Source organism: Ramlibacter lithotrophicus, assembly GCF_012184415.1.
GTDB lineage: Bacteria > Pseudomonadota > Gammaproteobacteria > Burkholderiales > Burkholderiaceae_C > Ramlibacter > Ramlibacter lithotrophicus.
In genome coordinates this window covers 710,702-736,826 of record NZ_VTOX01000002.1, presented here as the reverse complement: position 1 = coordinate 736,826, position 26,125 = coordinate 710,702, and the positions used below count along the sequence as shown (strand labels likewise).

The 26,125-nt window shown below is 69.6% G+C and carries 30 protein-coding genes; 9 read left to right on the top strand and 21 right to left on the bottom strand.

All coding sequences use genetic code 11. From position 1 onward, the window contains the following. The first annotated feature begins 78 nt into the window (after positions 1-78). Positions 79-273 (top strand): hypothetical protein, encoded by a 195-nt coding sequence (locus RAMLITH_RS09645; RefSeq protein WP_168107138.1) that lies wholly within the window; start codon positions 79-81, stop codon positions 271-273. A gap of 9 nt (positions 274-282) precedes the next feature. Here the strand turns inward: RAMLITH_RS09645 and RAMLITH_RS09640 are convergent, their stop codons facing one another. The 3 genes from RAMLITH_RS09640 to RAMLITH_RS09630 all read right to left on the bottom strand — a co-directional run bounded on the left by RAMLITH_RS09640 (position 283) and on the right by RAMLITH_RS09630 (position 2,639). Beyond that, a complete protein-coding gene (locus RAMLITH_RS09640; RefSeq protein ID WP_168107137.1) occupies positions 283-1,449 on the bottom strand; it encodes a cation:proton antiporter in 1,167 nt (388 codons plus the stop codon). A gap of 62 nt (positions 1,450-1,511) precedes the next feature. Further along, a complete protein-coding gene (gene otsB / locus RAMLITH_RS09635; RefSeq protein WP_168107136.1) occupies positions 1,512-2,267 on the bottom strand; it encodes a trehalose-phosphatase in 756 nt (251 codons plus the stop codon). A 126-nt stretch (positions 2,268-2,393) separates the two neighbouring features. Next, the gene (locus tag RAMLITH_RS09630; protein WP_168107135.1) at positions 2,394-2,639 is read right to left on the bottom strand and encodes a hypothetical protein; all 246 of its coding nucleotides are present in this window, start codon (positions 2,637-2,639) and stop codon (positions 2,394-2,396) included. Positions 2,640-2,896: 257 nt separating this feature from the next. Between RAMLITH_RS09630 and RAMLITH_RS09625 the strand changes: the two genes are divergently transcribed. From RAMLITH_RS09625 to RAMLITH_RS09595, 7 genes are all read left to right on the top strand, one after another. After that, positions 2,897-3,691: a DUF3014 domain-containing protein gene (locus tag RAMLITH_RS09625; protein ID WP_238344089.1), complete on the top strand. Its 795-nt coding sequence runs from the start codon at positions 2,897-2,899 to the stop codon at positions 3,689-3,691. A gap of 237 nt (positions 3,692-3,928) precedes the next feature. Continuing rightward, positions 3,929-4,858 carry a sulfite exporter TauE/SafE family protein gene (locus RAMLITH_RS09620; protein WP_168107133.1) on the top strand — a complete coding sequence of 310 codons (930 nt, stop codon included), beginning with the start codon at positions 3,929-3,931 and terminating at the stop codon, positions 4,856-4,858. Continuing rightward, positions 4,855-5,286, top strand: coding sequence for an acyl-CoA dehydrogenase family protein (locus RAMLITH_RS09615; RefSeq protein WP_168107132.1), 432 nt, complete (start codon positions 4,855-4,857; stop codon positions 5,284-5,286). Before RAMLITH_RS09620 ends, RAMLITH_RS09615 begins: the two co-directional genes overlap by 4 nt. A gap of 138 nt (positions 5,287-5,424) precedes the next feature. Next, on the top strand, positions 5,425-5,652 hold the full coding sequence (locus RAMLITH_RS09610) for a sulfurtransferase TusA family protein (RefSeq protein WP_168107131.1): 228 nt from the start codon (positions 5,425-5,427) through the stop codon (positions 5,650-5,652). 32 nt (positions 5,653-5,684) lie between these two features. Next, positions 5,685-6,155 (top strand): sulfur carrier protein DsrE2, encoded by a 471-nt coding sequence (dsrE2, locus tag RAMLITH_RS09605; protein ID WP_168107130.1) that lies wholly within the window; start codon positions 5,685-5,687, stop codon positions 6,153-6,155. Between the two features lie 43 nt (positions 6,156-6,198). Continuing rightward, on the top strand, positions 6,199-7,365 hold the full coding sequence (locus RAMLITH_RS09600) for a YeeE/YedE family protein (protein WP_168107129.1): 1,167 nt from the start codon (positions 6,199-6,201) through the stop codon (positions 7,363-7,365). A gap of 136 nt (positions 7,366-7,501) precedes the next feature. Next, positions 7,502-8,353, top strand: coding sequence for an IclR family transcriptional regulator (locus tag RAMLITH_RS09595; RefSeq protein ID WP_168107128.1), 852 nt, complete (start codon positions 7,502-7,504; stop codon positions 8,351-8,353). Positions 8,354-8,365: 12 nt separating this feature from the next. Here RAMLITH_RS09595 and RAMLITH_RS09590 read toward each other — a convergent pair whose 3' ends face one another. Genes RAMLITH_RS09590 through RAMLITH_RS09575 form a run of 4 tightly spaced genes read right to left on the bottom strand, consistent with a single transcriptional unit; the run spans position 8,366 to position 11,190 of the window. Beyond that, on the bottom strand, positions 8,366-9,106 hold the full coding sequence (locus RAMLITH_RS09590; RefSeq protein WP_168107127.1) for a FecR domain-containing protein: 741 nt from the start codon (positions 9,104-9,106) through the stop codon (positions 8,366-8,368). After that, positions 9,103-9,858, bottom strand: coding sequence for a BPSS1780 family membrane protein (locus RAMLITH_RS09585; RefSeq protein WP_168107126.1), 756 nt, complete (start codon positions 9,856-9,858; stop codon positions 9,103-9,105). Before RAMLITH_RS09585 ends, RAMLITH_RS09590 begins: the two co-directional genes overlap by 4 nt. A gap of 4 nt (positions 9,859-9,862) precedes the next feature. Continuing rightward, on the bottom strand, positions 9,863-10,849 hold the full coding sequence (locus RAMLITH_RS09580; RefSeq protein ID WP_168107125.1) for a homoserine kinase: 987 nt from the start codon (positions 10,847-10,849) through the stop codon (positions 9,863-9,865). A 2-nt stretch (positions 10,850-10,851) separates the two neighbouring features. Further along, positions 10,852-11,190, bottom strand: coding sequence for a hypothetical protein (locus tag RAMLITH_RS09575; RefSeq protein ID WP_168107124.1), 339 nt, complete (start codon positions 11,188-11,190; stop codon positions 10,852-10,854). Between the two features lie 70 nt (positions 11,191-11,260). On the opposite strand from RAMLITH_RS09575, the gene polA reads away from it, so the two are divergent. Further along, entirely contained in the window at positions 11,261-14,092 is a 2,832-nt protein-coding gene (polA, locus tag RAMLITH_RS09570) for a DNA polymerase I (protein ID WP_168107123.1), read from the top strand. Between the two features lie 17 nt (positions 14,093-14,109). Here polA and RAMLITH_RS09565 read toward each other — a convergent pair whose 3' ends face one another. The 14 genes from RAMLITH_RS09565 to RAMLITH_RS09500 all read right to left on the bottom strand — a co-directional run bounded on the left by RAMLITH_RS09565 (position 14,110) and on the right by RAMLITH_RS09500 (position 26,116). Continuing rightward, positions 14,110-14,319 (bottom strand): hypothetical protein, encoded by a 210-nt coding sequence (locus RAMLITH_RS09565; RefSeq protein WP_168107122.1) that lies wholly within the window; start codon positions 14,317-14,319, stop codon positions 14,110-14,112. Continuing rightward, positions 14,312-14,512 (bottom strand): hypothetical protein, encoded by a 201-nt coding sequence (locus tag RAMLITH_RS09560; protein ID WP_168107121.1) that lies wholly within the window; start codon positions 14,510-14,512, stop codon positions 14,312-14,314. The genes RAMLITH_RS09565 and RAMLITH_RS09560 overlap by 8 nt, the downstream gene beginning before the upstream one ends. 548 nt (positions 14,513-15,060) lie before the next feature. Further along, positions 15,061-15,357: an I78 family peptidase inhibitor gene (locus RAMLITH_RS09555; protein ID WP_168107120.1), complete on the bottom strand. Its 297-nt coding sequence runs from the start codon at positions 15,355-15,357 to the stop codon at positions 15,061-15,063. Positions 15,358-15,377: 20 nt separating this feature from the next. Then, on the bottom strand, positions 15,378-16,922 hold the full coding sequence (locus RAMLITH_RS09550) for a glycosyltransferase family 39 protein (protein WP_168107119.1): 1,545 nt from the start codon (positions 16,920-16,922) through the stop codon (positions 15,378-15,380). Next, positions 16,892-17,329 carry a GtrA family protein gene (locus tag RAMLITH_RS09545; RefSeq protein WP_168107118.1) on the bottom strand — a complete coding sequence of 146 codons (438 nt, stop codon included), beginning with the start codon at positions 17,327-17,329 and terminating at the stop codon, positions 16,892-16,894. The genes RAMLITH_RS09550 and RAMLITH_RS09545 overlap by 31 nt, the downstream gene beginning before the upstream one ends. 2 nt (positions 17,330-17,331) lie before the next feature. After that, positions 17,332-18,069 (bottom strand): class I SAM-dependent methyltransferase, encoded by a 738-nt coding sequence (locus RAMLITH_RS09540; protein WP_168107117.1) that lies wholly within the window; start codon positions 18,067-18,069, stop codon positions 17,332-17,334. Beyond that, positions 18,066-19,142 carry a glycosyltransferase family 2 protein gene (locus RAMLITH_RS09535; protein WP_168107116.1) on the bottom strand — a complete coding sequence of 359 codons (1,077 nt, stop codon included), beginning with the start codon at positions 19,140-19,142 and terminating at the stop codon, positions 18,066-18,068. Before RAMLITH_RS09535 ends, RAMLITH_RS09540 begins: the two co-directional genes overlap by 4 nt. A gap of 19 nt (positions 19,143-19,161) precedes the next feature. Then, positions 19,162-20,721, bottom strand: a complete 1,560-nt coding sequence (locus tag RAMLITH_RS09530) for a hypothetical protein (RefSeq protein ID WP_168107115.1) — start codon at positions 20,719-20,721, stop codon at positions 19,162-19,164. A gap of 8 nt (positions 20,722-20,729) precedes the next feature. Then, positions 20,730-21,647, bottom strand: a complete 918-nt coding sequence (locus tag RAMLITH_RS09525; RefSeq protein WP_168107114.1) for a type II secretion system F family protein — start codon at positions 21,645-21,647, stop codon at positions 20,730-20,732. Between the two features lie 13 nt (positions 21,648-21,660). After that, positions 21,661-22,653, bottom strand: coding sequence for a type II secretion system F family protein (locus tag RAMLITH_RS09520; RefSeq protein ID WP_168107113.1), 993 nt, complete (start codon positions 22,651-22,653; stop codon positions 21,661-21,663). Positions 22,654-22,664: 11 nt separating this feature from the next. Further along, complete coding sequence (locus tag RAMLITH_RS09515; RefSeq protein WP_337786138.1) at positions 22,665-24,011, bottom strand: TadA family conjugal transfer-associated ATPase; 1,347 nt, start codon at positions 24,009-24,011, stop codon at positions 22,665-22,667. A gap of 71 nt (positions 24,012-24,082) precedes the next feature. After that, positions 24,083-25,237, bottom strand: coding sequence for a CpaE/TadZ family protein (locus RAMLITH_RS09510; protein ID WP_168107112.1), 1,155 nt, complete (start codon positions 25,235-25,237; stop codon positions 24,083-24,085). Between the two features lie 16 nt (positions 25,238-25,253). After that, positions 25,254-25,682, bottom strand: a complete 429-nt coding sequence (locus RAMLITH_RS09505; RefSeq protein WP_337786128.1) for a TadE/TadG family type IV pilus assembly protein — start codon at positions 25,680-25,682, stop codon at positions 25,254-25,256. Continuing rightward, a complete protein-coding gene (locus RAMLITH_RS09500) occupies positions 25,679-26,116 on the bottom strand; it encodes a TadE/TadG family type IV pilus assembly protein (protein WP_168107111.1) in 438 nt (145 codons plus the stop codon). Before RAMLITH_RS09500 ends, RAMLITH_RS09505 begins: the two co-directional genes overlap by 4 nt. Positions 26,117-26,125 lie beyond the last annotated feature (9 nt).

Sequence of the window (26,125 nt, the reverse complement as noted above, 5' to 3'; positions counted from 1 at the left end):
TCTGTTGCTGGACTGTCGAACGGCCATTGTCCCACCGCGCCCGGCGGCGTACCCTGAGGGGATCCCACGGAGGCACGCATGGAAGCCCATCCCGCTGAACTGAATCCCGCCTGGCAGAAAAGCCTCGAAACCGCGGCCGCGCTGGCACGCGAGCAGCTCGATTGCGCGCTCGAGATCGTGCGCGAAGTCAACCCGCAGCGGCAGGACGCCGCGCTGGTGGCCGCGGTGGTGCACGCCATCGCGATCAACCAGGCCACCTTGCGCGCGCCCTAGCGGCCGCCTTCAGCCGACCCGCGCGGGGTCGAAGTCGACGGTCCTGCCCTTGAGGAACGAAGGCAGCGCGGTGCTCGCGCACGCATACACCAGCAGCGCGCCGTACAGCACGTCCGGGATGCCGTAGCGCTCGCGCAGGATGCCGGCGAGCACCAGCGTGAAGATCAGCGTCGGTGCCAGCGCCACCGACACGCGCAGGCTGCTGCGCGCCTTTTCGTGGAACACGATGCGGCGCTGCAGCCAGTTGACGCCGATGCGGGCCGGCAGCACCACGGCCGAGATCGCGAGCCCGAGCGCCAGCGCCTGCCACTGGAAGGCCTGCGGCGGAATCACGCTGCCGCTGTGGAAGAAGTAGAACGGGACGAAGAAGGACGCGAACAGCCGCACGGCCCGCAGGTTGTCGTCGGACGCGAGCAGCGGCATGCGTTCGCGCAGGAGCCTGGCCACGAAGCCGGTGAGGAAGGCCCCCACCAGGTAGTACACGCCCAGCTGCTTGGTGATGAACGCGGCGACCAGCCCCACCAGCACCAGCAGCGAGAACTCGGAACCGGGCGCATGCGGCAGGACGTGGCGTCCCAGCACCATGAACAGCAGCGGCAGCAGGGCGACCATGGCGACCAGCGCGGCGCCCGAGATCGCGAGCGTCGCGGCCGAGCCGGACTGCACGACGACGAACAGCACCAGCAGCGCCAGGATCTCCCCGCCCACGGCCTTCGCGGCGACCCAGAAGCGCTCCTCCTCGTCCAGTCCCTGCTGGCCGAGGGTGTCGAGGATGAAGCCGGTCGACGGCGTCAACAGCGCCAGCGCCAGCAGGCAGGCTGCCTGCCACGCCATGCCGGCAAAGTGCACCCCGGCCCACGCACCGCTTGCCAGCGCGGCCGCCCGCAGCACCAGGTGCGCCGCCAACGGCCAGCGGCCGCGGTGGAAGGCCGCCAGCTCGATCTCGAGGCCGGCGAACAGGAACAGCGACGAGATGCCGAGCGTCGAGAGCAGCGCCAGCGTCGGATCGCCGCCCAGCCCCTGCACGACCAGCCCCGCGGCTATGCCGAAGCCGAATGCCGTGAGCGGCGCCGGGATGCGCAAGCGCTGCAGGATCTTCGGTACGACCAGCAGGGCCGCCACGAGGCCGAGGTAGGCGAACTCGGTCGCGTGCGTGGCGAGGGAAGGCAGGTTCATCGAACAAGGAGGTGCAAGGGAAAGGCCCCGGCGCTCGCCGGGGGCGATGTGCCGGCATGCGGTCAGCCGGGCTGGCCCAGGTGTACGAGCATGCGATCGAGCAGCAGCCCCACTTCGGCGGTGCTGTCGAGGAAGTAGCCGGCCCGGGAGTCGGGGGCCCTGCCGACGCGGATCGTCAGCCAGTCGCGCGGAGCCGATGCGAACACCGGCTCGTCGTTGACGTCGTCACCCACGAAGATCGCGCAGGAGACGTTGCAGTGCGCCACCAGCCGGTGCACGGCCAGCGCCTTGTCGGGCGCATCCGCCGGCACCACGTTTTCCACCATCTTTCCCGAGAAGGTGCGGCAGCGCGGCTGCGCCGGGCGCAGCACTTCGCGGATCAGCGCCAGCGCTTCGTCGGGCCGCCGCGACAGCCGGTAGTGCAGCGCCAGCGAAAGCCCCTTGTCCTCCACCATGATGCCGGCGCGTGTAAGTTCCACTTCGCGCCGCTCCAGCTCGCCGCGGACCTCCTGCAGCGCGCCGGCGGCCTGCGCGACATCGGCCTCGTCCATCTCGGCGCCGTGGTTGCCGACGACGAAGTGCGGCTGGAAGCCCAGCCGCGGCCGGACGTCGTCCACCCGCCGGCCGGTGACGATCGCCACCGGCAGCCGGCTCGCCAGCCGCTGCAACTTGCCCGAGACGGCCTGCGAGATCCGCGCCTGGTCGGGCGTGGCGACGATCGGCGTCAACGTGCCGTCGAAGTCGAACGCCAGCAGCGGGGAGCGCCGCAGCACGGCGGCGAGTGCGTCCTCGCCGGACGGTTGCAGGAGATGCGGCATTCGCGCGTGCGCTGCCGGCTTTGGAAGCATGAAGTTCTCCTCTCTGGGGGCCGCCGCCGGGGCGCCGGACGCGGCCGGGATCCGCCTGCCTGACCGGTGCGAGCCGTCATGGACGGCGGCGCTGGGTCAGCCGTCGCTGCGCACGACGACGACGAAGCTGGGACTGCCGGAATGATGCCATTCGAGGCGCTGGACCACCCGCACCGGGACCGGACGCAGCGTGGCCGCGTCGACCAGGAACGGCCGCACGATCACGTCGCCTTCGGCCGGCACCTGCTGCTCGCAGGCGGGCAGGTCCAGCTTCAGCAGGCGGCCGCCGTCGGCCGGGTGCAGCACCCACTTGACCTGCGGTCCAGGTTCTTCGGTTGTCACGGATGGCTCCAGCAGGGCAGGGTCGGGCCGGGGACCGGTCAAAAAAGAAGCCTCCTGGAAGGGAGGCTTGAATCTGCTCCTTGGTTCTATGAAGTCTTCGCTCGCGGCTGCTCGAAGCCGCACCGCCATTGTACGTATTTGTACAAATGAAGCAAAAACGTCGCGTCGCGGCTCGCACCCTTGCGGGTTTGCGCGGGGCCGCCATGCCCGCGATGCCATTACATTGGAACGCAGACCACGAAGGGATGATGCAAACCATGGGCGGCAGGAGGATCGTGCTGATGGGGGCGGCGGCGGCGGTGGCTGTCCTGGCGTTCCTGTGGCAGACCGGCTGGCTGGGCCGCCCCGGCACGCAGGCGCCTGAACCGGTGGTGGCCGCGCCTGCGCAGCCGCCCGCCTCCCAGCCGGCGCTTCCCCCGCTGGAGCCGGAGGCCCCGGCGGCGCCGCTCGCGGCCGCGGACGTCGCGGGCGCGCTCACGGAACTGCTTGGCCGCACGGCACTGGTCGTTACCGACGACTTCCCGCGGCGGTTCGTCGCCACTGTTGACAATCTCGGTCGCGCGCATGCGCCGCCGCTCATGTGGCCGGTCACGCCCACGGCCGGGAAGTTCACCGTGCAGGAGGAGGGCGGATCTGCGGTGATCGCCGCGGACAACGGCGCGCGCTACACGCCGTTCGTGCTGCTGGCCGAAGGCGTCGATGCCGCGGCGGCCGTGCAGCTCTACGCGCGCATGTACCCGCTGCTGCAGGCCGCCTACCTCGAACTCGGCTTTCCCGGCAAGTCCTTCCATCGCCGGATGGTCGAGGTGATCGACCTGCTGCTGGCGACGCCGCGGCCGCCCGACCCGCTGCCGGTGCAGCTGGTGGAGGTCAAGGGCACGGTGGCGTCGCAGCAGCCTTGGGTGCGCTACGAGTATGCCGACCCGGCGCTCGAGTCGTTGTCCGCGGGGCAGAAGATCCTGCTGCGCGTCGGCCCCGAAAACCAGCGCCGGCTCAAGGCGAAGCTCGCGGAACTGCGCGCGGAGCTGCTTCGCGGCGCACCCCGGCGCTGATGGCCGGGCCGATTGTTGCCGGCCATTCCCCTTTCGGGTAGTGCGGCGCATCCCCCCTGCCGGGGATGGACGCGACAGGCGCTGGTGCGCCTAATCGCAACTGCTCCGGGCGGGTCGCCGACTCGCGGGGCGGCGGCGCGCGGCGCCGCGAACGAAGGACGAGCCGATGCCGGAGCCAGCGCGACCCCTTTGCAACGCGGTGCGCCACGCGTGGACGACGCGCGGAGCGGGCCGCTGATGCGCACGGCTGCCGCCGGTGCGCTCGCGTGCGGCCTCGCGCTCGCCAGCGCCTCGGCCCATGCCGGGGGAGCGCAGGCCGCCACCGCGTGGTGGCTGTGGCCGCTGGGCCTGTTCGTCACCTGCTTCCTGATCGGCATCGTGGCGGTCCCCGCCGGCATCGGCGGCGGCACGCTGTTCGTGCCGATCGTGGGCAGCTTCTTCCCGTTCCACCTCGACTTCGTGCGCGGCGCCGGCCTGCTGGTGGCGCTCGCGAGCGCGCTGGCCGCCGGACCCAGCCTCCTGCGCAGCGGGCTGGGCAGCCTGCGCCTGACGCTGCCGCTGGCCCTGCTCGCCTCCATGAGCTCGATCGCCGGCGCGATGCTGGGGCTGGCGCTGCCGGCGGACGTCATCCAGGTCCTGCTCGGCGGACTGGTGCTCGGGATCGTGGCGCTGATGATCGCGTCGCCGAAGGCGCAGCAGCCGCTCGCGGCGCGAGCCGATCCGCTGGCGTCCGCGCTCGGGCTGCACGGCGTCTTCGTCGATGGCGCTTCCGGGCGGGCCGTGCGCTGGCAGGTGCATCGCACCTTTGCCGGCATGCTGAGCTTCACCGTGATCGGCGTGATGGCCGGCATGTTCGGCATCGGGGCCGGCTGGGCCAACGTGCCGGTGCTCACGCTGCTGATGGGAGCGCCGGTGAAGCTGGCGGCGGGAACGTCGAGCGTGGTGCTGTCGCTGGTCGACTCCTCCGCGGCCTGGGTCTACCTGCACAAGGGTGCCGTGCTGCCGATGATCGCCGTGCCTTCGGTGGCGGGCATGATGCTCGGTGCGCGCATCGGCGTGCGCCTGCTCGATCGCCTGGACGGCGTCATGATCCGCCGGCTGGTGATCGGCGTGCTGCTGTTCGCCGGCGCGCGCGCCTTGTTGAAGGGATTGCACCTGTGGACATGACCACGTCGCGCCCCGTCGCCGACGCGGTCGCAGCGGCCGCGCAGTCGCCGCAGCAGCTGCGTTACGCGCTGCTGCTGCAGTGGGGCACGCGCATCGGCCTGGCCGTGCTGGTCGCGAGCTTCCTGGGCTACGCCACCGGGTGGTTGCCCGCGCACCTGCCGCCCGAGCGGCTGGCCCAGCTCTGGTCGCAGCCGGTGCAGGCGTACCTGGCCGCGTCCGGCTCGCCCACCGGCTGGGCCTGGTACCGCCTCGCGCACCACGGTGACGTGATGGGGCTGGCGGGGATCGCGATCCTCGCGGGCTGCTCGGTGCTGTCGCTGCTCGCGCTGGTGCCGCTCTACGCGGCCGCGCGCGACCGCTGGTTCGTCGCCTTGTGCCTGCTGCAGGCGCTGGTGGTGCTGGCGGCCGCGTCGGGCCTCTACCTGTGACCGCACGGCCCCACTACCCGCATGGGCTATGCACTACACCCCATCCCGGTGATAGACGCTGCGCGCCGCATCTTCGCTAATACGCGTTCCGGGGCCGGCATCGGATCGGCCCCCGCCACATTCCACCGGGAGACATGCATGCAGTTCGACAAGGAGTTCGACGCCTCGGGCCTCGCCTGCCCGATGCCGATCGTCAAGACCAAGAAATCGCTGGGCGGCATGGCCTCCGGCCAGGTGCTGCGCGTGGTCGCGACCGACCCCGGGTCGGTGTGCGACATGGCCGCCTTCGCCGAGGAGACCGGCAACACGCTGCTGGAATCCACCACCGAGCACAGCAAGTACGTGTTCTTCCTGCGCAAGGCCTGAAGACGCGGCGCACCCTTCAGGAGGAGGCACCCATGGCAACCAAGAAGATGGCCATCATCGCGACCAAGGGCGCGCTGGACATGGCCTATCCGCCGCTGATCCTGGCGTCGACGGCGGCGACGCTGGGCTGGGACGTGAAGGTGTTCTTCACCTTCTACGGCCTGCAGCTGCTGCGCAAGAACCTCGACGACATAGCGATCAGCCCGCTGGCCAATCCCGCGATGCCGATGCCGATGCCGATGCCCGTCATGGTGTCGATGCTGCCCGGCATGGAGGCGATGGCCACCTCGATGATGAAAAGCAAGATGAGGAAGAAGGGCGTGGCGTCGCTGCAGGAGCTGCGCGCCACCTGCCAGGAAGCCGACGTGGGCTTCATCGCCTGCCAGATGACGGTGGACCTGTTCGAGTTCTCGAGGGACGAGTTCATCGACGGCATCGAGTACGGCGGCGCGGCGACCTTCCTGAAGTTCGCCGGCGACACCGACGTCTGTCTCTTCATCTGATTCGTCGCAGGCGGGCCGCGCCCGCCGTCACCGGGGACTTCGCATGGGCAGCACCGCCAACCTGGGCCTGATCGTGGTCGCCGCGGGCTTCGCGCTCGCCTTCGTGTTCGGCCTCGCGGCCGCGCGCACGAACTTCTGCACCATGGGCGCGCTGTCCGACATCGTCAACATGGGCTCGTGGACGCGGATGCGCACGTGGCTGCTGGCCGTGGCCGTGGCGCTGCTCGCGACGGCGCTGCTCTCGTTGACGGGCCAGATCGACCTGGCGAAGTCGGTGCCGCAGCGGCCCGTGCTGCCGTGGCTGTCGCTGCTGGCCGGCGGCCTGCTGTTCGGCGTCGGCATGACGATCGCGGGCGGCTGCGCCAACCGCAACCTGGTGCGCGCGGGCGCCGGCAGCATCCGCTCGCTGGTGGTCCTGACCTTCATGGCGATCGCCTCGTACATGGCGCTGAAGGGCCTGTTCGGACAATGGCGCGCGAACTGGCTCGACCCGGCGCGCATCGACCTGGCGGCGTTCGGCTGGAAGGACTCCAGCCTGGCGGCCGCGCTGGCGAAAGCCACCGGCATGGAGGCTCGCACCGCGCTGGCCCTCACCGCGGCGGCGGTCTGCGCCGCGCTGCTGGCCTTCGTCTTCAAGGACAGGCGCTACCGCGGCAACGGACGGCAGATCGCCGGCGGCGTGGTGCTGGGCGCCGTCGTCGCCGCGGGCTGGTACGTCACGGGGCATCTCGGCTATGGCGAGAATCCCGACACGCTGGAGACCGTGTACCACGCCACCAACACGCGCACGCTGGAGTCGTTCAGCTACGTCGCGCCACTGGCGTACTCGCTGGAACTGCTGATGCTGTGGACCGACAAGTCGCTGCACGTGACCTTCGGCATCGCGCTGGTGCTCGGCACCATTGCGGGGTCGGCCGCCCATGCGGTCGCGACCCGCACCTTCCGCTGGGAGGGCTTCGCCTCCACCGCCGACCTGCGCAACCAGCTCGCCGGCGCAATCCTGATGGGGGCCGGCGGCGTGACGGCGCTCGGCTGCACCATCGGGCAAGGGCTCTCCGGCCTGTCGACCCTGTCGATCGGTTCGATGATCGCCGTGGCCGGCATCGTGGCCGGCTCGGTGGCGACGCTGAAGGTGCTGGTGTGGCAGGCGGAGCGGGAAGAAGAGGCGGGCGCCGCCGGTGACATGCCCTCGGGGGCGCTGGAGACTTGACGCGGGTGCGCGGTGCGCGTTCCTGCCATATCGTGCGTGTCGCCCCGGTTCTGCATTCCAGAATCCGGCGCCCGTCTTTCCGGCACAATGGTGCCTCAGGTGTAACCCTGAGTCGTCCCCGTCCGGAAGTTCCGACATGCAGAACCTCGCCCCGCTCTCCGTTCGACCCGCCCAGCCAGAGGGCGTCAAGCCGGCCAGGCGTCCGATCAACGCCAAGGCCGACCGCCACTTCGTGACGGCGCTGGCGCGGGGACTGGAAGTGCTCAGTGCGTTCCGCTCGCGCGACCGCATGCTGGGCAACCAGGAGCTGGCGCGCCGCTGCGGGCTGCCCAAGTCGACGATCTCGCGCCTGACCTACACGCTGACCAAGCAAGGCTACCTGGAGCATGCCGACGACGGCCACGGCAACGGCGGCTACCGGCTGGGCAGCGCGGTGCTGGCGCTCGGCAGCACGATGCTGGCGCGCATGGACGTGCGCCAGCTCGCGCGGCCGCTGATGCAGGAACTGGCCGACCGCTCGCAGGCGATGGTGTCGCTGGGCATGCGCGACCGCCTGAGCATGATCTACGTGGAGAACTGCCGCAGCGAGTCGGCGCTGACGCTGAGCCTCGACGTCGGCTCACGGATTCCGGTGGCGACGACGGCGATGGGCCGGGCGTATCTCGCGCGCTGCAGCGAGGCGCAGCGCACCGCGTTGCTGGACCGCATCCGCGACCGCGATCCCAAGGGCTGGCCGCAGGTGCGCACCGGCATCGAGCGCGCGCTGGCCGAGTACAGGGAACTGGGCGTGTGCACCTCGTTCGGCGAATGGCAGAAGGACGTCAACGCGATCGCCATCGCCTTCCATGCGCCTGGCGGACGTTCCGTGATGGCCATCAACTGCGGCGGCCCGGGCTTCAACCTGTCGCCCGACTACCTGCTGCGCGAGGTGCGGCCGCAGATGGTCGCGCTGGCGCACCGGCTGGAAGAACCCGGCGGCGCCTTCTAGCGTGTCCCGCGCCTATCGCGGCTGTGCCGGCGCGCCGTACGGATCGAGCGTGCCGCTGCCGTCCTTGGAACCGCGGCGGCCCATCACCTGCCAGGCGGTGCGCTGGCCGGCCAGCCGGGCGAGGAATTCGAGTTCCTCGTCGCTGTGGTTGATGGCGCGGGCGGGCGTGAGCGAGCGGCCGTCGCGCGGCTGCGGCTCGCCCCAGAACGACTGGTGGTACTGCGACACCGACACGGCGCGGTCGGCGCCGGCCGCCATGTCGATCGTGCCGTAGCAGTTGCAGAAGTAGGTGCGATTGTCCTGCGCCGCGAACACCTCGGTGTACGCGCCGGTGCCGCGAATGCCGGCCGTGAGCGTCGGCGTGACGATGCGGCGCTGCTGGCCCCGGCCCCAGACGCTGGCGACCGCGCCGGTGACCAGCCGCAGCACGCTGACGGCGAACAGCGTCGGGCCGCGTGCGACGGTGAGCTGGGAGTTCTGCCGCACCAGGAACGACGAGTCGCCGACGGCGAAGACCAGGTGCGATCCGGGACCGGTCTGCACCGAGTCGCCGGTCTGGATCGTCTGGCCCGGATGCAGCCGCCGGCCGTTGAGCAGCGCATCGCCCTGCAGCTCGACGATGTTGCTGCGGGCCTGCGCCTGCGCCGCGCCGAAGCCGCCCAGCCCGGTCCACGCGGCAGCGGCCGCCAGGAAGCCGCGGCGGCGGAACCACTGCAGCTCGGACTCGCGGCGGCCTTGCAGGACATGGTTCATGGTGCTTCCTGGTGCTGGTCTTCGCCGGGTTCGCCGGTCGCGACGAAGCTGTCGCGGAACGTGAAGTAGATCGACGTCGAGAACATCGCGGCGAGCAGCAGCGCCAGCGGCATCATGACGGCGCGTGCCATGCCCGCGCCGCCCAGCATGCCGCCGATCAACGCGAACAGCATGCCGGTCGCGATGAACAGGCCCAGCCAGCCCAGCCCGTAGACGAAATACGCGCCGAAGTTCCGCAGGCAGGCCACCAGGCTGAAGAACAGGCTCTTGGCCGGCGTGACGCCATGCCAGTGCACCAGCGCTGGCGCATGCCAGAACATGAGGAAGAGAGGGATGTGCAGCGCCAGCGCCAGGATCGCCGCGCCGTCGATCTGCATCCCCGGGTCCGGTTCGCCGAAGAGCAGCGCCGCCAGCCGTGTCACGAGCCAGGAGGCGATGGTGTAGACCAGGCCCAGCACCAGCATCGCGCGCACGCGCTGGCGGCCGGCGCGGAACGCGCTGAGCAGCACCGACGGCATCGGGAACCGGCCCTTGGTCGCCTCCTCGGTCGCCGCCATCAGGCCGAGCGTGGCAGCCGGCACCAGCAGCCCGCCGATGAAGACGCCGATGACGGGAACCTGCGCAATGACGATCACCACCGTCATGTACATGAAGAACAGGCCGGCCAGTGCGAGCGGTTGCCGCAGGAAGGTGCGCACCCCCAGCTTGATCCACTGCAGGCCGGTGCGGGCGGGGACGATGTTGAGCTTCATGCCCTCAGGCGAGCGGCGGGTGCGCGACGCGCTGGCGCAGCACCCGTTCGAAGTGGGACGGGTCGTGCGGCTGCAGCAGCGCCGCCTCGCGCGGCAGGTGGAAGTCCCACAGTCGCGAGATCCAGAAGCGCAGCGCCCCGGCGCGCAGCATGGCCGGCAGCAGGCGGCGCTCGGCAGCCGCCAGGGGCCGCACGCCGCCATAAGCGTCCAGGAAGGCCGCGGCCCGTGCCTGGTCGTGGGCGCCGGCGGACAGGTCGACGCACCAGTCGTTGAGGCACACGGCGATGTCGAACAGCCAGGTGTCGACGCCCGCGAAATAGAAATCGAAGAAGCCGGTCAGGCGCCCGTCCTCGAACATCACGTTGTCGCGGAACAGGTCGGCGTGGACAGGCCCGCGCGGCAGGGCGGCGTAGAGCGATCCCTCGGCCACATGGTTCTGGAACGCGAGTTCGCTGCGCAGGAGGGCCGCCTGCTCCGGCGTCGTGTGCGGCAGCACCACCGGCACCGTCTCGTTCCACCACGCCAGGCCGCGCAGGTTGGGCTGGTGGCGGGGATAGTCGCGCGCCGCCAGGTGCATGCGCGCCAGCATCGCGCCGACGGCGGCGCAGTGCGCGGGCCCGGGATCGAGGACGCTTGCGCCGCGCAGGCGGTCCACCACTGCGGCCGGCTTGCCGGCGACCCGGTGCAGCAGCTGGCCGTGCTCCTCGTCCTTGCCGGCGCTGCCGGCCAGCGCATGCGGATCGGGCACCGGAATGCCGTGCCGCGCCAGGTGCTTCATCAGGTACAGGTAGAACGGCAGCTGCTCCGCGGTGAGCCGCTCGAACAGCGTCAGCACGTATTCCTGGCGCGCGCCGTCCTGCTCGGTGGTCAGGAAGTAATTGGTGTTCTCGATGCCGCCCTGGATGCCGCGCAGCTCGCGCAGCTCGCCCAGCTGCAGCCGGTGCACCAGTTCGCCGGCCTCGCGCTCCGAGACTTCGGTGAAGACCGCCACGATCAGAACTTGAAGACGTTCCAGACCCGCTTGCCGGTGGCGCTGCTCATGCCGTCGCGGTGGTCGGCGGGACGGCTGCGGCCCAGGTCGGTGGGTTGGATCTCGTATTCGGGCACGTTGGCCTTGGGCTGCACGGTGATGCTCTGCGTCTGGCCGCCGTAGCGCACCTCGTCGATGCTCACGGCCGCGTCCTCGACGTGGATGCGCTCGACGCGCTGGTTCCTGCGGCCCTCGAGCGCCGGCGAATCCTGCACGAGGGGCGCGGCGGGCGCCTGGGCCAGGGCCGCCGTGGCGGCCGTGAGGGCCGAAACGGCCGGAAGGAGCAGGAATCGCGCGCGCATGGCGCAATTGTAGGCGGGCCGACGTGCCGCCGCGGACGTCGACACGTGCCGCGCAGGCACAATGCCGCCCATGACCGAGACGAGCCACGAGCCACAGACGGACACCGGGGGCCCCAAGGTGCTGCTGCTGGTCGACGGATCCAGCTACCTGTACCGCGCCTTCCACGCGATGCCCGACCTGCGGGCGGTGCCGGGCGACCCCGCCAGCCCGGCCACCGGCGCCATCCGCGGCATGATCAACATGCTGCAGAAGCTGCGCCGCGACGTGCGCGCCGACTATGTCGCGTGCGTGTTCGACGCGCCCGGCAAGACCTTCCGCGACGACATCTATCCCGAATACAAGGCCACGCGTTCGCCGATGCCGCCCGACCTGCGCACGCAGATCGATGCCATCCACGAGGTGGTGCGGCTGCTCGGATGGAAGGTGCTGAACGTGCCCGGCGTGGAGGCCGACGACGTGATCGGCACGCTGGCCTGCATGGCCACCGAGCGCGGCATCGAGACCGTGATCTCCAGCGGCGACAAGGACCTCTCGCAACTGGTCAACGAGCACGTCACCGTGATCGACACCATGAACGACCGCAAGCGCGACGTCGCCGGCGTCGAGGCGGAGTTCGGCGTGCCGCCGCGGCTGATGGTGGACTACCAGGCGCTGGTCGGCGACGCAGTGGACAACGTGCCCGGCGTCGACAAGGTCGGACCGAAGACCGCCGTCAAGCTGCTGCAGGAATACGGGTCGCTCGACGCGCTGATCGAGCGGGCCGCGGAAGTGAAGGGCGCCGTCGGCGAGCACCTGCGGCGCGCGCTGGACTGGCTGCCCAGGGGGCGCGAGCTGCTGACGATCCGCAAGGACTGCGAGCTGGCCGACCACATTCCCGGCCTGCCCGAACTCGAGGACCTGAAGGTCGTCGACGGACAGGACACGGAGGCGCTGAAGGCGTTCTACGAGCGCTACGGCTTCAAGGGGCTGGCGAAGCAGCTCGAGGTGCACGACGTGCCGCCGGAGCTGATCGAGGAACACCGGCGCCAGAAGAAGGTGGGCACCGGCGACGGGCCCGGGTTCCAGGATCCCGACCTCACGAGCCGGTCGCAGGTGACCAACCTGCAGTACGACACCATCTTCACCTGGGCCCAGTTCGACGAATGGCTGGCGAAGATCGAGGCCGCGGAGCTGGTGGCCCTCGACACCGAGACCAGTTCGCTCGATGAGATGCAGGCCGAGATCATCGGGCTGTCGTTCAGCGTGCAGCCTGGCGTCGCCGCCTACCTGCCGCTGGCGCACAGCTACGGCGACGCGCCCGACCAGTTGCCGCGCGAGGAGGCGCTGGCGCGGCTGAAGCCGTGGCTGGAGAACCCGGACCGGGCCAAGCTCGGCCAGCACGTCAAGTACGACCGCCACGTCTTCGCCAACCATGGCATCGAGGTGCGCGGCTATGCCCACGACACGATGCTGCAAAGCTACGTGCTGGAAGTGCACAAGCCGCACGGGCTCGCCAGCCTGGCCGAACGCCACCTCGGGCGCACCGGCATCGACTACGAGCACATCGCCGGCAAGGGCGCGCACCAGATCCCGTTCGCCCAGGTGCCCGTGGACAAGGCCGCCGAGTATTCGTGCGAGGACTCGGACCAGACGCTGGACGTCCATCTGGCGCTATGGCCCAAGCTCCAGGCCGACGGCAAGCTGCGCTTCATCTACGACCTGGAGATGAAGAGCAGCGAGACGCTGTACCGCGTGGAGCGCAACGGCGTGCTGATCGACAGCGCGATGCTGGCGCGGCAGAGCGCCGAGCTGGGCCAGCGGATGATGCAGCTCGAACGCGAGGCGCACGACCTGGCGGGGCAGCCGTTCAACCTGGGCTCGCCCAAGCAGATCGGCGAGATCCTCTTCACCAAGCTGGGCCTGCCGGTGGTGAAGAAGACGGCCAGCGGCGTGCCGAGCACCGACGAGGAAGTGCTGGAAAAGCTGGCCGAGGACTATCCGCTGCCGGCGAAGCTGCTGGAACACCGAGGGCTGTCCAAGCTGAAAGGCACCTACACGGACAAGCTGCCGCAGATGATCCATCCGCGTACCGGCCGCGTGCACACGCACTACGCGCAGGCGGTGGCGGTGACCGGACGCCTCAGTTCGAACGACCCGAACCTGCAGAACATCCCGGTGAAGACGCCGGAGGGCCGGCGCGTGCGCGAGGCGTTCATCGCGGCGCCCGGGCACCTGATCGCCAGCGCGGACTACAGCCAGATCGAGCTGCGCATCATGGCGCACCTGTCCGAGGATGAGGCGCTGCTGCGTGCCTTCCGCGAGGGCATGGACGTGCACCGGGCGACGGCATCCGAAGTGTTCGGCGTGGCGCCGGACCAGGTGACCAGCGAGCAGCGCCGCTATGCCAAGGTGATCAACTTCGGCCTGATCTACGGCATGAGCGCCTTCGGGCTGGCGCGCAACCTCGGCATCGAGGGCGCGGCCGCCAAGAACTACATCCAGCGCTATTTCGAGCGCTACCCCGGCGTCAAGCAGTACATGGACGAGACCCGGCTGTCGGCGAAGAGCCGCGGCTATGTCGAAACCGTGTTCGGCCGGCGCCTGTACCTGCCCGAGATCAATTCACCCAACGGGCCGCGCCGCGGCGGCGCCGAACGGGCGGCCATCAACGCGCCGATGCAAGGCACCGCCGCCGACCTGATCAAGCTGAGCATGGTGGCCGTGCAGGACGTGCTCGACGCGCAGCAGCGGCGCACGAAGATGATCATGCAGGTGCACGACGAACTGGTGTTCGAGGTGCCCGAGGACGAGGTGGACTGGATCAGGGCCGAGATCCCGCGCCTGATGGCGGGCGTCGCGCAACTGCGCGTGCCGCTGCTGGCGGAGATCGGCGTCGGGGCCAACTGGGAAAAGGCGCACTGACGGCGCCGCGCCGTGCCTCAGGGCGCCGGCGCCGCGGCCGCCGCGGTGCGCGTGGACCGACGGGTGCCTGCGAGCCTGGCGGCGGCCGGGGCCAACTGCCTCTTCAGGCGGGCGATCTCACCGCGGGCGCGGATGCGGGCGAGGTCGTCACCTTGCACTACGGCGACCAGGAGGCGCTGCTCCAGCGCGGCAACCCGGGCGGCGATCGCCTGGGGCGTTTCAGTCATTGCGGCCGTGCTCGTGCCGGCGCTGATGCCCCGGGAGCGGCAGGCCCGCGGGCAGGCGGGCCTTGCGCGCCGCTTCGAGGAACACGTGCAGGCTCTGCGAACCCTCGCCGCTGCGCGTACCCGCGGGGAAGCGGGACTCGATGCCCTCCTCGTCCCCGTTGGAGGACTTCGCGGCCCATATGCGCGCTCTCATCATCTTTCCCCTCGGCTGATGCGGTGACGGCGCGCCCGGCCCGACCGCGGTTACTCGATTCCTTCTTTCAAGCTTCTTGTGGGACTGCTCTTGTGAATGCCTCGTCTTGCGAGTCGGCAACTTGATTTCCGTCAATGTTGCCGCGGCGACGCGCGTCAGACCAGTCCCACATGGCAACAGCCTGTATCCCTACGGCCTGAGCCATTCTTCCGGCTCCCCAAGGCGCAGCAGCAAGGTGCTCCATTGCGGTGCGTTGCGAGCGCTTACATCTGCAGCTCACACGATATAGACGACGTGGGTGGCAGGGTCGAAGCCGGTGAAGTCCACCAGCGTGAGCGACCACGTGGGGGCTCGCCGGGGCCGGACCGGTGGTGGTGCAGGTGTTCCGACCGCTGTGGCAGTGTGAGAGCGCACGCTCCTCGCCGATAGAGGAGCACCGTCCTCATTTGCTGTGAGGGGACGCCCTGCCGCGGACGGGACAAACGTCACGCCGAAAACGCAAGGGCACGTGCACCGCGGCGGAGTTGCGCGGGGCGAGAAAAGGCCGCCTATCCGCAGCGCATGCGCCGGATCACGCCCGCGTCGTCCAGCTCGATGTTCAGGCGCATCGGGTCGTGGTCCATCGTCACGACGCCGCCGGGCGGGATGACGCGGGTGCGCAATCCGCCGGAGCCGCGCAGGGCCTCGGCCAGCACCATGTCGTCGAGCCGACGGCCGAGGAGGGCCTCGGCGCCGGCGGCGCGACACGTGGATTCGGCAGCGCCCATGGCCGTGGTGTCCGGCGAAGAAGCGCACGCGCCGACGATGGCGGCGGACGAGATGCAGAGAAGAAGACGATGTCGCATCGATTCGACCTTCGGCCCGATTATGGGGCCGCGGCAGGGCCGGCAGGGGTGGCCGCAACAGGAGGTTTCGCGGGCGCCGCTTCGGTCCGGGCCATCCAGACCTGCCTGTGCCGTGCCTCGAAGACCACTTCGTAGTTGGCCGCGAGGTACGCGTCGACCGGGTTGTCGCGGGTATGGCTGAACTTGGCGACCATCGGGTAGTTCGTGATCGCGCAGGCCGGGCGGCTCTGCTGCAGGTCGCGCAGCGCATCGCGAAACTGCGCGTCGCTGTTGAAGTTCGGCAGCAACACGGAGTAGCGCGTCGGATTGAGCTTGCCGGTCTCGAAATAGAGTCCCGGCGCGAACGGGCCTGCATACAGTGACGCTGCGGTCGGGCAGTGGTCCCGGACGTACTGCAGCGCCGGGTGCCGGGTCCAATCGTTGAGGTACAGGGCCGGGTTGGCCGCCATGGTGAGCAGCAGGGGAACGGGCAGGGCCGCCAGGCCGGCCGCCACCCATGTGCGCCACAAGCGGGCCGACGGCGTTCGCGCGGGGGTGCTGGCCACGCGGGGCAGCAGACACAACAAGGGCCACAGCGCCGAGGTCACGTGGCTCAGATCGGGGCGTTGGAAGGCGGTCAGCAGCAGTGCGCCCAACAGTGCCAGCAACAAGCACGCGCTGGCATCCAGCTCACTGCGCAACAGCCATGCGGCGCCGAGTGCAAGGCTCGTGGCGCAGGCGATCAGCGTTGGATCGATCCGGTTCACCTCCAGGTAGCGCGCGGCCGGAAAGGCGATCAGGTGTTCGAACAGCAGGCCGGCGTCCCAGAACGCCGTCATGACGGCGACAGGGCCGACGGCACCGACGGCATACGCCGCGCAACACCTGGCCCACCCAGGGCCGCGCCGCCGCCAGGCGAGCAGCAGCAGCACGCACAGCGTCGCGGCAGCGATCAGCGCCGACCGGTGCTGCAGGAACCAGGCGCCGATGCCGCACAGGAAGCCGGCGGCGGCGCAGTGACGCCAGGACATCCGCCGGACGCCGCGGATCGCAAGGAAGGCGCCCCAGACGGCGAACGGCAGATGGAGCGTGTTGTGATTGATGGTCGGCAGGTAGCCCGTGAAGAAGCAGAAGAGCAGGACCGGCGCGATGGCCAGGGCCGGGCCGGCGGCCGACGCGTGCTTCGCCGGCAACTCCCGGACGATGCGATCGATTCCAGCCGTCGCCACGGCGATGGCCGCCAGGGCGAGGCCCTTCGCGACCCAAAAACTGCTGCCGAAGACCTTCCAGGCGGCCAGGACGAGATAGAAGCTCCCCGGAGCCAGAAACTCGAAGAAGTCGGTGTACAGCGCCCGCCCGTGCAGCAGGTTCCAGGCGCCGTTGAGGATCACGCCTTCGTCGCTGTCGAGGGCGTTCCTCGCATGAAGCACCAGCAGGACGGCGCCACAGGCGAGGACGGCGGCGCTGCCCGGCAAAGGCAGCTTCAATCCGCGCTCGGCACGGCTCGGCGCCAGCGCGGTGGACGTGGTCCGGGCCGCTTGCATGCCGCAGCCCTTCAGCGCAAGGTGCCGTCGGGCCGCGGGCATCGCAACGACGACCGGGGCGATCTGAAGACGAAGATCCGGCTGCCCAGGTAACCCACCGCGGCGTACGGGCCGATACCGGCCACATGGGCCAGGTAGTCGTCCACGGCCAGGAGGTCGATGGCCGCCAGCGTCGTCGCCAGGTTGGCGAGGTAGGCGGCGGCGAGCACCAGCACGAAGCGCAGCAGGCTGCCTGCGGGATCGCCGCCGTCTTCGAACGTCCACTGCCTGTTCAGCAGGAAGCTCAAGGCGATCAGCAGTGCGTAGCCGGTGGCGTTCGCGGCCGCGTCGCCGAGGCCGAGGTAGGCCTTGCAGCCGAAGATCACCAGCAACCCGAGCGCGCTGTTGCACAGGCCGACAAGGATGAAGCGGCCCAGGCGGTGGTCGAACAGATGTGCGAGGCCCGCCATCGTCAGTGGCGCCCCACGGCTCCTGCGACGGCGAGCAGGGACAGCCCGAAAGGCAGGTGCATCCGCGACAGCAGGTGCCGCTCGAACGCGAACGTGCAGCGCAGGGCGCTGTTGATCGGTGCCGCCGGCACTGCGGCGGCGGCACCGGATCGTCCGCGCGCCTTCTCGTACAGGCGGCCGGCCACGGCGAGCGGAAACAGCAGCGTGTTGAAGTGGCTCATCCGGTGCACGGCCAAGCCCGCCTGTGCGCAGCGGTCGGCGAGCAAGCGGCGGCTGTACCGGCGCTTGTGATGCAGGTGCTCGTCGTGCGGTCCCCACATCCATTGGTAGGAGGGCACGGTGACCAGCAGGCGCCCGCCCGGCTTGAGGTGCGCGGCCGCTGCGGCGAGCGCGGCTCGGTCCTCCTCGATATGTTCCAGGACGTCGAACATGCAGACAAGGTCGAAGCGCGGCAGGTCGGCCAGGCCTTCGGGGCACCGCCCCAACAGCATCGTGGCGGCCCCGGCGCCGCGCTGGCGGGCGAGCGCGATGGCACCGGCGCTCATCTCGAGGCCCACGACCCGTCCGAATTCAGCCAGCATGCCCAGATTGGCGCCGGTGCCGCTGCCGACTTCCAGGATCTCGGCGTCCGGCGGCAATTCCAGGCGCTCGAGCTGGCTGCGCAGGATGTGCCGCCGGGCGGCGAACCACCAGTGCAATTCCTGGGTCGCTGCCATTTCGGCGTAGGCAGCGGGGCTCATTGCGTCGACCCCGCATGGTGTTGCACCGGCGGCACGAATGGGCGCGACCAGCGGCTCGCGTGGCTGCCGGTCCGGCGCCAGAGCGACGGTCGCGCGGCATCCCGGGCAGCGTCGCCCCCGTACTGCCGGCGAACGATGTAGACGGGACGCTGCTTGCTTTCGATGTAGATCCTGCCGATGTACTCGCCCAGCAGCCCCAGGCTGATCAGCTGCAGGCTGCCGAAAAACAGGATGGCCAGCAGCAGCGAGGCATAACCAGGGACGTCGACGCCGAATGCCAGGGTCCGGATCAGGATGGCGGCGCCATAGAGCGCGGTGCAGGCGGCCCCGACGAGTCCGACGTAGGTCCAGATGCGCAGGGGCGCCGTGCTGAAGCTGGTAAATCCCTCGATGGCGAAGTTCCACAGCTTCCAGCCGGGGAACTTGGTCGTTCCGACTGCCCGTGCGCCGCGCGCGTAGTGGACGTATTCGGTGCGGAAGCCGACCCAGGAGAACAGGCCCTTCATGAATCTCTGGCGTTCCGGCAGGCGCTTGAGCGCCTCGACCACCTGCCGGTCCATCAGCCGGAAATCGCCGACGTTCTGCGGGATCGCGATGTCGGCGACCAGGTTGTGCATGCGGTAGAACCATTCGGCGGTCGTGCGTTTCAGCAGGCCGTCGCTGCTGCGGTCGGTTCGCCGCGCCAGCACCACGTCCGCGCCGCCTTCCCACGACAGCAACAACTGCCGCAGGACGGCCGGTGGGTCCTGCAGGTCGGCGTCCATGGGTACCACGGCGGCCCCACGCGCGGCATCGATGCCGGCCGTGAGCGCCGCTTCCTTGCCGAAGTTGCGGCTCAGTTCGAGCAACCGGTACCGGCCGTCGGTGGTGGCCAGCGCCAGCAGACGCTCCAGCGTGTCGTCCGTGCTGCCGTCGTCCACGCACACGATCTCCACCTGGTAGTCAGGGAGGGCGGACAGGATCGGTTGCAGCGCGGCGTCGAAGGCCTCCACCCCCGGTCCTTCATTGAAGAACGGCACGACGATGGAGAGGTGTTTCTGGCGAGCCGGTGGGATCGGGTGATTCGGGATCATGCATCGCTCCATGGTCTGATCAGGGCAGGGCGCGCGCCGGCGCTGCTGCAATGGCGTCCCCGGGAGCACCGGAGGTCTTGACGTGCACGACGGCGTGCTCGTCCGCATGGACCCGTCGCCACCCCGGCAGCCGGTCCAGCATGGCCGTGGCCGGCCGGTTCGGCGGCAACAGGGTCCAGCCGATCTGGTAGCGGTCCAGAAGCCGGGGCAGGCTCGTGGGCGTGGCCAGGTCCATTGCCTCGGCATATTCCTTGACGAAACCGTCGCGGTACATGTCGGCACGGCCGTCTATGAACGGCGGCACCCCCGCGTAGATGAGGTAGCCGCCCCATCCGTAGTCGTTCAGCACCGGGCCCGCGGCGCCGGCATCACGAGCGGCCTTCGCCGCGCGTTGCGGCGCGATCTGCTCCGGCGGCACCAATGGCCCGGTCGCGCTCCAGATCGAGGTGGTGGCGAGCCCGCCGAGCAGCAGGACGAGCAGTAGCCCGCCAGGCGCGGCACCGCGAGTGAGCGCGCCAAGGAGCCGGTCGCCCCCGGCGAATTGCTTGCGACCCGCTCCACGCGCGTGGAAGTGTTGCGCCAGGGGGGCGGCCAGGAACAGCGGCGCCAGCAGGCCGAGCAGTTCGACGTTGCGAACGTGCTTCAGGGCCAGGTGAGTGAATCCCAGCAGCAGAACCAGGCGAGCCAGCGGCAGCTTCACGCCCTGGTGCATGGCCAGTGCCATGATGCCGAGGAGCCACACTTCCAGCGGCTGGAACCGGTGGAAGTCCGGCGAGCGCCATTCGCCGATGCGTCCCAGCATGAAGCTGTCCTCGAACATGATCTGCCAGGTGAACAGCAGCCCTTGCGGGCCGTGGGGCGTCAGCAGGGAAGCGACGACGGCCAGCGCGACGAAGAGGCCCCACGTGCGTGCCGCAGCGGCAACGCGGCCGTGCCTGGCCGCCGCAAGCACCGCCTCGGCAGCGAACGCGACTGCGAGTCCGATCCCCAGCGTGAAACCGCCGTGCATGTTCGCCCAGAGGGTCATCAGCGGCAGCAGCCAGAATGGCGGCGCGGCGTCCCTGTCGCGGGCGCGCACCAGTTCGGCGGCCCAGGCCACCAGCAGCGGCATGGCCAGGATGTGCGGACGCGCGACGAGGTGCCCGGCGGTCATCAGCACCGCGAGCGTCATCGCCGCCACGACGTGGATCGGCTCCAGGGAACGCAGCAGTGCCCGCCCGAGGATCGAGATCGACAGGGCAAAGGCGAGGGCTGTCAGGGCGGCCACCAGTTCCCAGCCGCCCGCCGCGTGCGCCAGTTCCAGCAGCACTTCGCTGAGCCACTCGTGGGCGGTCCAGGGTGCGCCCAGCCTGGTGTGGGAAAACGGGTCCTGCGTCGGCACGGCGCCGTGCTCCAGGATCCACCGGCCGGCGGCGACATGCCAGTACGTGTCGCCGTCGGCCAGCAGCGCCGTGCCGCGCGAGACGCCATACAGGAACGTCAGCAGGCCGGCCAGCAGCGGGAGTGACACGTGCCACGACCCGGTGCGGGCGCCGGCGGCGCGGCCGACGGCGTGCGTGTTGACTGTGGTCGATTCCATGCCCGTTCTCAACCGCGGCCGGCGAACAGCGGAATCAGCGTGCGGACCACCTGGATGATGGCGGGGCCGAGCACCACCATGATCACGGACGGGAAGATGAACAGCACCAGGGGGAACAGCATCTTGGTCGGCACCTTGGCCGCCGCTTCCTCGGCGCGTACCTGCCGCTTGTGGCGCAGGTCGTCCGAGAAGACCCGCAGGGAGTCGCTGATGCTCGTGCCGAAGCGGTCGGCCTGGGTCAGCATGGTGGCGAAGGTGCCGATTTCCTCGATCCCGGTGCGCAGTGCGAGGTTGCGCAGCGACTTCTCGCGGGTGGCGCCGGCCCGCATCTCGAGGTTGGTGAGGTGCAGCTCCTCCGCCAGCGCCTGGCTCTTGCGGCGGATTTCCTCTCCCACCTTCGTCAGGCCGGCATCCAGGCCGAGCCCAGCTTCCACGCAGACGAGCATCAGGTCCGCCGCGTCGGGAAAGTTTTCGAAGATCTCGCGCTGGCGGCTCTTGACGGCAAAGTGCAGCACGAGGTTGGGCAGGTAGACGCCGACCAGCGCTGCCACCATGAGGTAGAACAGCAGCTTCGCGCCATGGGCGTCGCTCGTGGCCCGCAGCCAGAAGAAGGCCGCCGCGGCCAGCACCAGCGGCAGCACCGTCTTCGCCGCGAAATACGCGAGCCGCGCATCCGGGTGGCGGATCCCGGCGTTGAGGAAGCGCAGGCGCAGGGCGGAGCCTTCCCACTCGCCTTCGGGCACCGCCAGCTTGGCGAGCGGCCCGGCGACCTTGCGGGCCGTTTCGGTCCAGGCCGAGGCCTCGGGGGTCGCCGACGGCGCCACGGCCTCCAGCCGCTGTTCGGTGCGGGTGGGTGCGAGCCAGAGGAACAGTGCGGCCAGGCCGATGCTCACGGCGAGGAACACGAGCAGGGGAACGATCAACATGGCGCTACCTCCTTCAATAGCGGATCCGCACGATCTTGCGCAGCACCAGCCCGCCGAGCAGCATCATCGCCAGCAGGTACTTGATCATGGTGATGCCCAGCGGGTCGGTCCACATCAGGCTCATGAATTCCGGGTTCATCAGGTTCAGGATCGCGGCGAGGCCGAACGGCATCGCCGCCAGCACCCAGGCCGACAGCCGGCCCTCCGACGAAAGCACGCGCACCTTGGCGATGAGCTTGGCGCGCTCGCGCAGCAGGCGGCTCAGGTTGCCCAGGATTTCGGTGAGGTTGCCGCCGGAGTCGCGCTGGATCAGCACGGCCACGACGAAGTAGCGGATGTCGGTCAGCGGCACGCGCTCGCTCAGGTGGGTCAGCGCCTGCTCCATGGACACGCCGAAATTCACTTCCTCGTGCACCGCCCGCAGTTCGCCCGAGACCGGTTCGGCGAGTTCGTCGCCCGCCATCTTGAGTCCTGCCCCGAAGGCGTGGCCGGCGCGCAGGGCACGGGTGACGAGGTCGAGCGCTTCCGGCAGCTGCGCCTCGATCTTCTTCAGGCGCTTGTCGCGACGCCAGTTCACGTACAGCAGCGGCAGCGCGCCCATGGCGGCGGCCGCCCCCAGGCCCACGAGCAGCGGTTGATGCAGCGCGGTGGTCGCGGCCAGCCAGCCGGCCAGGGCCATGGCCGCGGACTGCACCAGCAGCCGGGTCAGCGACCAGCCCAGACCCGACTGCTGCATCGCGCGGTCAAGCCAGTGGGCCCGGGGCAGCGCCTGGAGCCGGCGCTCCAGCGGCGCCATGTCGCCGGCGAGCGGCTGCTTCAGCAGGTGCGCCTGCTGCATCGCCGCGCGCCGCGTCGACGCCGCTTCCAGCCGGTGGTGCAGCTTCCGCGCCGCCGGGCCGCGGCTGGAGCGCCACGCGAGATAGCCGCTCTCGAGCAGCAGCATCACCGCGACGAACACCAGCATCGAGACCACGAGGAAGTCGTTGACAAGGAGGGACTGCAGCATTTGCCTGCTCCTTACTGGAAGACCCGCGTCGGGTCGAACATCGATTCGGGCAGTACCACGCCATAGGCGCGCAACCGGTCGCAGAACTTGGGCCGCACGCCGGACGCCTGGAAGTGGCCTTGCACCAGGCCGTCGGCGCCGACGCCGCTCTGCCTGAACGAGAAGATCTCCTGCATGGTGATCACGTCGCCTTCCATCCCGGTGATCTCCTGGATGCTGGTCACCTTGCGGCGGCCGTCGATCAGCCGCAGCACCTGGATCACGACCGTGATCGCCGAGGCGATCTGCTGGCGCGCCGCCTTGTGCGGCAGGTTGAGATTGGCCATGCCGATCATGTTTTCCAGGCGCGAAATGGCGTCGCGCGGCGTGTTGGCATGGATCGTGGTGAGCGAGCCCTCGTGGCCGGTGTTCATCGCCTGCAGCATGTCGAAGGCTTCGGCGCCGCGCACTTCGCCGATCACGATCCGGTCGGGCCGCATCCGCAGCGCATTGCGCACCAGCGCGCGCTGCGTGACCTCGCCCTTGCCTTCGATGTTGGGCGGGCGAGTCTCCATCCGCACCACGTGCGGTTGCTGCATCTGGAGTTCGGCCGCGTCCTCGATGGTCACCACCCGCTCGTTGTCCGGGATGTAGCCCGACAGGATGTTCAGCAAGGTCGTCTTGCCGGCACCGGTGCCGCCGGAAATGAGGATGTTCAGTTTCGACCGGATGAGCCCCTCCATCATCCTGGCCATCTCCGGAGTCATCGTCTTCAGTTCGTCGACCAGGTTGGCCATGGTCAGCGGGATGTGCGCGAAGCGGCGGATGGACATCATCGGCCCGTCGATGGCGACCGGCGGGATCACGGCGTTGACCCGCGATCCGTCTGGCAGGCGCGCGTCCACCATCGGGCTGGACTCGTCGATGCGGCGGCCCACGAGGGAGACGATCTTGTCGATGATCCGCAGCAGGTGCTTCTCGTCGGTGAAGGTGACGTTGGTCAGTTCCAGGCGCCCGCGGCGCTCGACGTAGATCTGCCGGTAGGAGTTGACCAGGATGTCCGAGACCGCGGGATCGGCCATCAGGAGCTCCAGCGGCCCGAAGCCGAGCATCTCGTGCTGGATGTCGCGCAACAGGGAGCTGCGCTCAGCCTCGTTGATGACCGCCTGCTCCTCCATGAGCAGGCGTTCCAGCATGATGGCGATCTCGCGGCGCAACTGCTCCGGCGAGAGCGTTTCGAGCGCCGTCAGGTCGAACTGCTCCAGCATCTTCAGGTGCATTCGCCCCTTCAATGCCTTGTACGAGTCGGCGGCGGGAGCGGCCGGACCGCGTGCAGCCGGTTCGGCCGGCGCCGTGTTGAGCCGTTCGCGCAGCGAGATGACGGCGCCGTTGCGCATGGCGGCGCCGAAGGCAGTGCTCGTGAGGCTGGTCATCGGGGGGCTCCTGGGTGTCATGCCTTGCGGAACAGGCGGCCGAACAGTCCGCCGCGGCCTTCTTCCTGCGGCGGGTTGAGCGACTGGGCGAGTTCGGCGAGCTGCCGCGCGACCGCATTGCTGCGCCCGGTCCTGGCGAGCGGCTCGCCGTGGTTGATCGAGGAGGAGACTTCGCGCCAGGCGTTGGGAATGGTGCTCAGTCGCACGTCGCCCAGCGCGCGCCGGACCTGCTCGGTGCCGATCTCCCGGCCTTTCTCGAAGCGGTTGATGACGAACTCCGCCTTGTCGCCGCCGTAGCCGAGGGACCGGAACGCCGCCACCAGGCGCGCCGCGTTGCGCACGTCAGGGAGGCTCGCCTGCATGACGGCGTAGATCCGCGCCGCACGGTCCAGCGCCTTGATCGTGATCGTGTCCATCAGCCGTGCCAGGTCGAGCAGCACGAAATCGTAGTTGGCGACGGCGACGTTGAGGACCGCGTCGACGTGTTCCGGCTTCACCTCCATGGCGTGCGCCAGGTCCTCCGGGGCGGGCAGGATGCTGTAGTTCGGGCCGGCCCGCACGGTGCTCGCCGCGAGCAACGATGCGTCGAGCCGATCGATGCCGTGGGCCACGTCCGCGAGGGTGGAAACGGGCCGCGCGTCGTGCACGAACGAGAGCGCGTCCCCGAACTGCAGGTTCAGGTCCATGAGCAGCACGGTGCTGTTCTCGGCCAGCTGGGCGCCGAGGTTGGTGGCCAGGAACGTCGCGCCGGCGCCGCCCTTGCACGGCATGAACGCGAGGATCCTGCCCTGGCGCCGCCCGGTGGCGCCGGCGAGCTTGGCGGCCACCCGGCCCACCGCCGCCTGCAGGGCCGCTGGCGCCGCGGGGGACGGCAGCACCTCGCGCACGCCGGCCCGCATCGAGTTGATGAGGAATTCCGGCGTGTGGGTGGAGCAGAGCAGGATCACCGCCGTCCCCGGGTGGTGCGTGGTGACGTGCTCGACGTGCACGAGTTCCTCGATGTCGCAGCACATGCCGTCGACCAGCATCAGGTCCGGAGCCTCCTGCTCGGCGATGTCGCGCATGCGGCTCTTGCCGCCGTCGAGGCGCAGCACCGCGTGGCCATGGGTCTCCAGGGCTGCGCCCATGGCGTCCAGGTGGCTGCGGCTGGGGGAGATCAAGACGATTTTCATTGGCTGTTCCTGACGCTCATGAGCAGATGGCGGCGCTGTTGGGGTCCTGGCGCATGACTTCCCGCGTGAGGAAGGTGGAGAACGTGGGCATGGGAATCAGCGCCATCACCACGTCGGGAATGGGCGAGATCCAGCGGAACCCGAGGTTCTGGATCGTCACCGTCACGCCTTCGCAGGTGGCGTGGGTGCAGCCGGCGGGGATCCACGCCAGGTCGATGTCCTGGATCTGCGGCAGCATGCCCTGCATGCGGGTGAGCACGTTGGTCTCGTTGAACGTGTCGTCGCAGACGACCGCGTACCTGGCCCCGGCCCGCGCCGCCTCATTGGCGGCGTTCCACGTGAAAAGCATGCGGCTGAAATCGACGATGCCCAGCAGGAACATCAGGAACAGCAGCAGGATGAAGGCGAATTCGACGGCGGCGGCGCCGCCCTGCTTCTTCTTCACAGGTGGCTCCTCATGGTGGCGCTGATGGGGGCGAACGTGTAGGAACCGAGGTTCAGGCCGAACACGCCCGGTACCATCGAGTTGAAGGTGTACCCGGTCACCTGCACGGTGACGGTGGTGATGATCGGGTCGGCCCCGGCGTTCTGCCAGGTCGGCATGGTCACGTTCGAAGTGGACAGGCCGCGCGCCAGCGGCTGGTCCGAGTCGGTCGCGGCGGTCTTGCCGTAAACCACCAGGTTGGCGGCTTCGGCCTGCTTGGTGTTCGGCAGCTGGATCGACAGGTAGCGGGCGGCGTCGCGCACCGACTTGGCGACGGTGTTGTACTCGTACATCGCGCGGCCGAACTCGGTGGTGATCAGCGTGAGGATCAGCAGCAGCGGCAGGATCAGCGCGAATTCGACGATCGCCACGCCTCGTTGTGTCTTGCGTCCCATGGCGGCTTC